General features: G+C 53.1%; 1 protein-coding gene. It reads right to left on the minus strand.

The window, feature by feature from the left end:
- Positions 1-26 precede the first annotated feature (26 nt).
- Positions 27-801 (minus strand): IS4 family transposase (locus ACSIPU_RS30370; RefSeq protein WP_196558234.1); only part of this gene is annotated, 775 nt, incomplete at its 5' end.

An 801-nucleotide genomic window follows, 5' to 3' on the forward strand; every position in this document is an offset into this window, starting at 1 on the left:
CGCTGAGGGATCCCCATAAAACAGCGCTAATAAACCAGCACCATACTTCGGTAGGCTCTGGCGAGGTGGTTAAGAACGGTGCTCAGCACCGTTCGCCTTAATATTAGCGGGGAGTGTCGCAGGACATTCTCCGCTAACGTCAGATAAGAGATTACCCGCCGCGATTTAACACTGTTGGCCTGATACCTTACATGTAATCCTTTACTTTCTGCATGATAACCAATAAGCCACAGGACTATTGTGCTCAGCGTTGCCAGCAGGCTCTGCACCAGCATTCTTCCCGCTGAACGGCTGTAACTGGCCCGCAGACCGAACCCGAACCGTTCGCTTTTCTCATCGCGGAAGTTCTGCTCTATCTGCATTCGGCGACTGTATAACTTCATGATTTCACGTGGCTTAAAGTCGTCTGTGCTGCTGAAGATGAGCCACGGCTCTTTTGCTGAAGAGCGCCCGTCGCGAACCTGAGATTTGCGTTTTATACGACACCTTGAGTGCCGGTGTTTCCGGCCTTTTGGTTCTTTCCTGTGCAGATAAAAATGTCCCTCACACCGGGCATATTCCGCCCGTGCAAGCGTGCCTGGCCCCGGATATTCTGGTTTACTGCTGGCCTGTAATTCCTGACGTCTGAACCAGGATTCACCTTTGCTGTTCAGGCGCATCTGGATATTACCCCTGACACGGCCAATAAAATCCCATCCGAGCGACCGGATATGCCGGAACCAGGCATTCTGGAAGCCCGCATCGGTAACGATGATGACTCTGGCCGTCGGGTTCACCGCCCCGGCAAGGGCATCAAGGAAG

Origin of the sequence: Klebsiella sp. HN106, assembly GCF_051209435.1 — a bacterium.
GTDB lineage: Bacteria > Pseudomonadota > Gammaproteobacteria > Enterobacterales > Enterobacteriaceae > Klebsiella > Klebsiella oxytoca.